Source organism: Bacillus cereus group sp. MYBK14-1 (assembly GCF_051916885.1).
Lineage (GTDB): Bacteria > Bacillota > Bacilli > Bacillales > Bacillaceae_G > Bacillus_A > Bacillus_A cereus.
Genome location: NZ_JBQAHM010000013.1, coordinates 112,322 through 118,721, shown reverse-complemented (window position 1 = coordinate 118,721; position 6,400 = coordinate 112,322). Strand labels below are relative to the sequence as shown.

Sequence of the window (6,400 nt, the reverse complement as noted above, 5' to 3'; positions counted from 1 at the left end):
GTCATTTTGACCACGAAAGAAATTTTTATAGGCAGTTTGCAAGTTTAGTTGAGCATTTGCCAAAGCTAATGAATCAACTTCTTTTAACCACTCAAATTCTGCTTTGTATTTCGCAGGAGTGGGAAGCTTTTGTTTCTTTAGTTGATCCTTATCATCTTTATGTTTTTCATACGCTTCTTTCCGTTCAGCCAACATTCTATTATACACGAAACGTACACAACCGAAGGTTTTACGCATAAGATGTGCTTGGTCTTCTGTTGGATACAAACGGAATTTATATGCTTTATTCTGCTTTGTCATATCATTTCACCTCACTTTTCACTTTGATTTTCAATATATGTTTTTACTACGTCTATTGGCGAACCACCAGTAGTTAGCAAACAAAAACTTCTTGACCAAAACATCTCTTTCCAAAGTTTCTTTTTCACTTGTGGAAAGTCTCTTTTAATAAGTCGAGAACTTGCACTTTTATAAGCATTGATGAATTTTGTCATTTCTGTATTAGGATGTGCTTTGAACAAAATATGAACATGGTCTACATCATGATTCCATTCAACTAATGTGATGTTATAGTTTTCAGATAGTCGAACAAACATATCTTTTGCATAGTCTGACATATCATCATCAAACACATTTCTTCTGTATTTCACGACCAACACAAGGTGATAATACAAAAAGAATACTGAATGGTTATTACTATCTAACTTCATTTATATACCAGCCTTTATCATTTATAAGACTGATTATATCAGAGGCAAAATAAAAAGGAAAACCTTTTGGATACGCCAAACCGAAATTCATCTCCCACCTACCGGTGGGCTACGCCCTTCACACGCTTGAGGAAGGAGAATTCTTTCGGGAAATTCGTTAAATAATAAATGCATAAAGTTAAAAACATTTTTAATTTTCTGTTTAAAAATATAATAACCATCTATCGTATATCAGATAGATGGTTATTAAAATTGTTTTAAAAGTTCCATCAATAATTACTAAAATATGGTAAAATGGGTAGAGATGGAGAGGCTAGAGATAAGGTTAGTGAAGGGGGATCTGTATTCGATATGTTAAAAGATGAAATTATTTTGGATAAGTTACAGCAATTTGTTTCTAGGGAATCTATACAACGCCAAAGTATGAAGAGTAGCCTTGCTGATTTTATACTGTCATCTGGTGAAACGTCGAAAGCTACAAATTGGATAGTTAGCTATATTGAGAGCTTATGTCATGACAAGCATGATAAGGGTGTTTACACTCAAATGAACAATCCTGAATTAATTGCTGATTTGTTAGAAGTGGCTTATGAAAGTCTGAGTAGGGAAGCTGATCTACAACCATACGTTACGAAAATCGCACGATTATTGTATATTGACAAGAAGGAACGAGATAAGTTAAATTCTGAACGATATGTTCAGTACTGGGAAGCTGTAATGTTGGATGAATTAATTTCGTTAAACGTTTCGTTGCCACCGGAAGTAGTAGAATTGATGTTATCGAATTATTATAGACAAGATATACCGACAAATGAGTTCATTTGTAGTATATGGAGGAGATTGGCTGAAAGAGGCATTAATATATCCAATCATATAAGTTCACTTGTCATAAATGTTAATAACCACGAATCATCTACTCTCACTAATAATAGTATACTAGCTTTATGGGCATGCATTCGCAGGGGATTTTTTGATACACCTATCCCCGATAGTAATCAAACTTACCACGTATGGCTTTGGCATATGACTACAGGCTGTGTAGGTAAACTTAAGAAAACATACGAGGAATCTACCCGCTCAGTGGCAGTTGGCTGTCTTCTTGAAACTGCAAGGATATACCCGGAGACTCAATCTTTGATTCTAGAGTGCATGGATAAATGGGGAATTGCAGAACCAAAGCGTCCACGTAGTGATTTTCAACGAGATTTAAAAGAGCTTTTTTCACGTTGCAAAAATCATCCAGGCATAAATTGTTTACCAGAGAATTATGTTATTACTAAAAGAGGAATCATGTCGAGATCTAAATCTAACTCGTAATTCAAATAACGTAAGGATTGTACGAATCAAGTTTGGTTCTTGTATTACTTACACTCATTTAAGAAGCCTAATGTAAGTAAGCGTTTATTTTAAGTTGTAAGCGATAGTAGAGTTTTAGTTTTGCAAAGATGGTGGGGAAATGGAAGAGAAAAACATAAAAAGTAAGAAGTATTATAGAATTGCTTTTCTTGTATCAACAAGTTACATTTGGTTTTTGATTTTAGCAGCATACAGTATAGGTATTCCGCGATATATCGAGTTACTCGGGGGGATTTTTCTAATTACAGCCTTTACATTTTACTTTTCAGTACCTATTTTTTATATCGCATTGCCTTTAGTATATATTTGTGTTGTGCTTGCCTGTTTCCGTATATATACTACAGAGCGAATGTTGGCTTATTATGCACTTTCTTGTATCGTTTTAGGGATTGCTTTATTTGTTCCTTTAGCAATGTATCATTTTTATGAGGAGAACTACATTTTCGCGAAACAGGTCCAGGAACAACGTATTGAAGAAAAAGTAAAACATGAGGTTGAAAAAACTAATGGTCCTATAAAGATTACATATGTGACAAAGGAAAGTAGGATGCAAGCGAATGAAGGTACAGGAAGTCCGGAATATTCCAAAATAAATATTCATTTTGAGTTAGCTAGCTGTGATGCACAAAATGAAGGAAAGAGCAGATTTTCATGCAAATCCTCTGTCGAAGCGTACTACAAAGATAAAAAGTGGCTGGTAGATTATAATTCGGAAGAAAATACAAGAGCTCTAAATCTATCTAAAGATAACCAACATGCCGTAGAATTAGAAAAGCAGTTGGCTCTTACACCAGAGGAAGAAATGAATATCCGTAATATTTCTGAATTGAAAGCGATTCAGTATATGAAAAATGAGTATAACTTCGATTTAACAATTGTTGAAAAAGCCTTTGACAAGCATACGAGTTCCTATAAAAAAGAAAATAGACCATCAAATGCGATTCATGCCCTAACGATTGAAGGATATGTAAATACTGATGCTCAAAAGAATGTCACAGTTAGGGTAGAATACAATCCCATTACAATGAAATATTGGACTCATATCACTGAAATGAGTGATGAAGCTAAAAAGTAGATAAAAAACTTTTTACAAAGTTTGGAAATCTAATTAGGGACATGGCCAGCAATATTACTCCAATTCTTTGGGCGAGTTGGCATATTACAATTCATGTCTCTGGTTGATCATTGGGGTATTGATATAGCAGCCATTAGGGATCACCATACATATCCATCAAGCTAAAACTTTGATGTCCCCCAAAACAAAAAATTTATCTTTTCACATTTAGTTTTCTATGAGAATTGAGTTCGTTTTTTTGTTTTTAGATATTTGCGTTTCTTAGCTTGATGGCAATGTGGTTCTACTCCTTATAAATGTTACAAAAATCTTTCAAATAGCTCTAACTTGCACAATGCTTCCCGTTAATATAATACGCTGATTCTGTGAAAACCGTAAATACAACCTCTACTTCTGGAAGTCCTAAATCCATTATATATGTAGTAATGGCCTTGGCAAATCGATCACGAATTTCCTGTCCACGCTCAAACCATTTCACTTCAATAAGAGGAAACGCTTCTATTGCTTCTCCATTGAATACAAACGTAGAACTTGGTAGTTCCAACGTAAAATTATCCGTACCACACTCACAAATCTCTGCAAGCTCTTCTATTAATGGCTTGCTTATGCTTTTTAATTGTTCAATAGTAATTCCACGAAACACAACATGCGGCATGTGAATCCCTCCGTTAGATAGCTTTATATTTGCTCACATCATAACACAATTTATTTTGCTGCACTAACATCTATTGGTACATATCAATGACATTCTTAAGAATAATCATATGTTATTGAAGTAATACATGTATTGTAACTATTTAAAACATTTGAAAGCTCGGTAATTGGGTAAATATAAAAGGTCTTATTATTCTCCCTGTAAGGAGGCATGAAGGGGAGGCCTCTATTAGGAAAGGGATGGTGCGCTTATATATTTTAAAAAGAAAAGACACCCAAGGGGTGCCTTTCGCCGACTTGGACTATCCTGTATTAATACCGTTCCAATTAATACATTAAATTATAAAAATAATCCGTTATATTTCTATGTACCCTAGTTGATATAATATATAAGGAAATTATTGATTAATTAATAACGCACATATATTAGGGAAATACATAAGTTATGATAGATATAATCCTGTCATTCTTTTTACTAGTTATATATTCTATTCGCTATCTATTTTCAACAGGTGAAAATAGGAAACAGGCAAAAAGCCGATTTAAAAGAATTTTGGACTGATAGTGAGGGGCAAATGCAATTAGGTGCTGCTACGGGGCTTGTAATTTCTGTGATAATTTTTGGTTATTTGCTTATGAATCAATAGATGTTCAATCAAGAAGAAAGTATTAGAGAAAACAAGATACTGAATAATATACATAAGAACCTCAACATTGGATGTTGAGGTTTTTTAATATACAAAAGAAAAGACACCCAAAGGTGCCTTCCTCCGACTTGAACCATTTTAATTTTAATAATATGTATTGGACTCCCATCCGAATATAATTTTACCATATTTATTATCTATTTTGTTAAATTATTACTGGGACTCTTGCTCACCTTTAGCTTTCATTTGTTTTTCATATACATATTTTGCTGTTGAAAAATCAGTAGGAAAATCACGTAGTGCCTTATTTATAATATTTAATTCTTCTTGCGACTTAATTTCAATGTTATTTAAATAGTCAAATGCTTTGGATTGCTTATTTGCAACATAATTTTGAGTAGAATAATCATCTGGAAAGTCTTTCTTAGCTTTTTCTTTAACCTTATTCATAGCTTCTGTTTTGTCGATGTTCTTTACTGGGTTCGCTAATGTGCCAGTAGTTTGTTCCGATTTAGGTACTTCTTTCTTTTCCGGTTGAGACTCCGGCTTTACATCTTCTTTTTTAGGCTGTTCTTGTTCTTGCGGTTTAGGTGTTTCTTGACTCGGCTGTGTAGTTTTTTGAAGTGACCTAGTTGACTCTTTTTCATAGGAGTCTACTTTAGATTTCAACTCTTTGATTTGTGTTTTTAATTCTTGCTGTTCATTAAAGTGTTGATCGATAAGTTTATCCATATCTTTTTGTGAATACTTAGGTTTCATATCTTCTGATTTGGAATCTTTAAAAATAGCTACGGAAGCAATGAAAGCTACTAGTACAGCGATAATTCCAATGATTAGTTTTTTATTCATTTATGTTCCTCCTAAAATACAATAATATTATTATATAACAATTAAACATTTATAGGTAGAAAAAAAGACACCCAAAGGTGCCTTCCCCCGACTTGAACTATCCTGTATTAATGTTGTTCCGATTGATAAATTAAATTATAAAAATAATTTGTTATACTTCCATGTACCCTAGTTGATATAATGAATAAGGCAATTATTGGTTAATTAATAGCGAACATATATTAGGGAGGTACACAAGTCATGGAACTAATAATTTTTTCATTTGTATTAGTGGTAATATTCTTTATTCTTTCGATATCTTTAAGTGAAAGGTCAGCGAATAGCAAAAGAAGTTTTAAAAGAGCTTATTAATGGTCCAGAGGGAAAAATGTTGGTAGGTTTTTTTGGAACTGGAGCAGTTATAGGAGTAATTTTTGTCATTTGGCTTTTATTGAACTGAGCATTCCAGTTACTCAGGCTGATACAAGGTGCAAGAAAATTACTGGATAATTAAAGGTACACATATATTAGGGAGGTACATAAGTAATGATAGAAATAATCGCGGCATTAGTTTCACTAGTCGTACATTTTATTAGTTATCTCTTTTCAACAGGAGAAGACAAGAAAAAGGCAAAAGCAGATTTAAAAGAAGTTGTTAATGGTACTCATGGGAAAATATTGGTAGGATTTTTCGGAGGTGCGGCAGTTACAGGGATATTTGTGGTCATTTGGTTTTTATCAGAGTAAACTTTTCAGATATTTTAGCTTATATAACGTATAGTGCAGTTATTTGTTAATTAAGAAGAAAAGCATTAGAGAAAACAAGATATTAAATAATATATAAGGATCTCGCCATTTCTGTTGGATGGTGAGTTTTTTAATGTAAAAAAGCCTACTGTATTTCTATAAAAGTATGTATCTGAGTTGATAGTTTTCGCAAATTACTTTGACTCATTAATTATTATCATTATAAAATAATATAAGGATATATTTTACTAGCAGTTATATGTTTAGGTATATCCCTTTTGTAATTATAAGGAAGAAATTCAAGTTAAGACTAAAATAATAAGTTAGGAAAACTAAACTGACGCAGCAGACAATGCAAAAACACATGAAGGTCTGTCTATTGT

At 32.9% G+C, this 6,400-nt stretch carries 7 protein-coding genes and 2 pseudogenes; 5 read left to right on the top strand and 4 right to left on the bottom strand.

Annotated elements, in window-relative coordinates; translation table 11 throughout:
- Positions 1–300: helix-turn-helix domain-containing protein (locus ACTFR3_RS25425; RefSeq protein WP_139848569.1), on the bottom strand; the 300-nt coding region annotated here is incomplete at its 3' end.
- An 11-nt stretch (positions 301–311) separates the two neighbouring features.
- On the bottom strand, positions 312–710 hold the full coding sequence (gene tnpA, locus ACTFR3_RS25420; protein WP_440044943.1) for an IS200/IS605 family transposase: 399 nt from the start codon (positions 708–710) through the stop codon (positions 312–314).
- Positions 711–1,061: 351 nt separating this feature from the next.
- Here tnpA and ACTFR3_RS25415 point away from each other — a divergent pair, with 351 nt between their 5' ends.
- Together ACTFR3_RS25415 and ACTFR3_RS25410 are read left to right on the top strand one after the other, a co-directional pair.
- Positions 1,062–2,027: a hypothetical protein gene (locus ACTFR3_RS25415; protein WP_440044942.1), complete on the top strand. Its 966-nt coding sequence runs from the start codon at positions 1,062–1,064 to the stop codon at positions 2,025–2,027.
- Between the two features lie 139 nt (positions 2,028–2,166).
- On the top strand, positions 2,167–3,141 hold the full coding sequence (locus ACTFR3_RS25410; RefSeq protein WP_048538502.1) for a hypothetical protein: 975 nt from the start codon (positions 2,167–2,169) through the stop codon (positions 3,139–3,141).
- A gap of 322 nt (positions 3,142–3,463) precedes the next feature.
- Here the strand turns inward: ACTFR3_RS25410 and ACTFR3_RS25405 are convergent, their stop codons facing one another.
- Positions 3,464–3,796 carry a DUF1904 family protein gene (locus ACTFR3_RS25405; protein WP_017657887.1) on the bottom strand — a complete coding sequence of 111 codons (333 nt, stop codon included), beginning with the start codon at positions 3,794–3,796 and terminating at the stop codon, positions 3,464–3,466.
- A 444-nt stretch (positions 3,797–4,240) separates the two neighbouring features.
- On the opposite strand from ACTFR3_RS25405, the pseudogene ACTFR3_RS25400 reads away from it, so the two are divergent.
- Positions 4,241–4,442 (top strand): annotated as a pseudogene (locus ACTFR3_RS25400) (hypothetical protein).
- Between the two features lie 213 nt (positions 4,443–4,655).
- Here the strand turns inward: ACTFR3_RS25400 and ACTFR3_RS25395 are convergent.
- Positions 4,656–5,291, bottom strand: a complete 636-nt coding sequence (locus tag ACTFR3_RS25395) for a hypothetical protein (protein ID WP_078386392.1) — start codon at positions 5,289–5,291, stop codon at positions 4,656–4,658.
- Between the two features lie 240 nt (positions 5,292–5,531).
- Between ACTFR3_RS25395 and ACTFR3_RS25390 the strand changes: the two are divergent.
- Together ACTFR3_RS25390 and ACTFR3_RS25385 are read left to right on the top strand one after the other, a co-directional pair.
- Positions 5,532–5,730, top strand: a pseudogene (locus ACTFR3_RS25390) (hypothetical protein).
- An 86-nt stretch (positions 5,731–5,816) separates the two neighbouring features.
- On the top strand, positions 5,817–6,017 hold the full coding sequence (locus ACTFR3_RS25385) for a hypothetical protein (protein ID WP_017657890.1): 201 nt from the start codon (positions 5,817–5,819) through the stop codon (positions 6,015–6,017).
- Positions 6,018–6,400 lie beyond the last annotated feature (383 nt).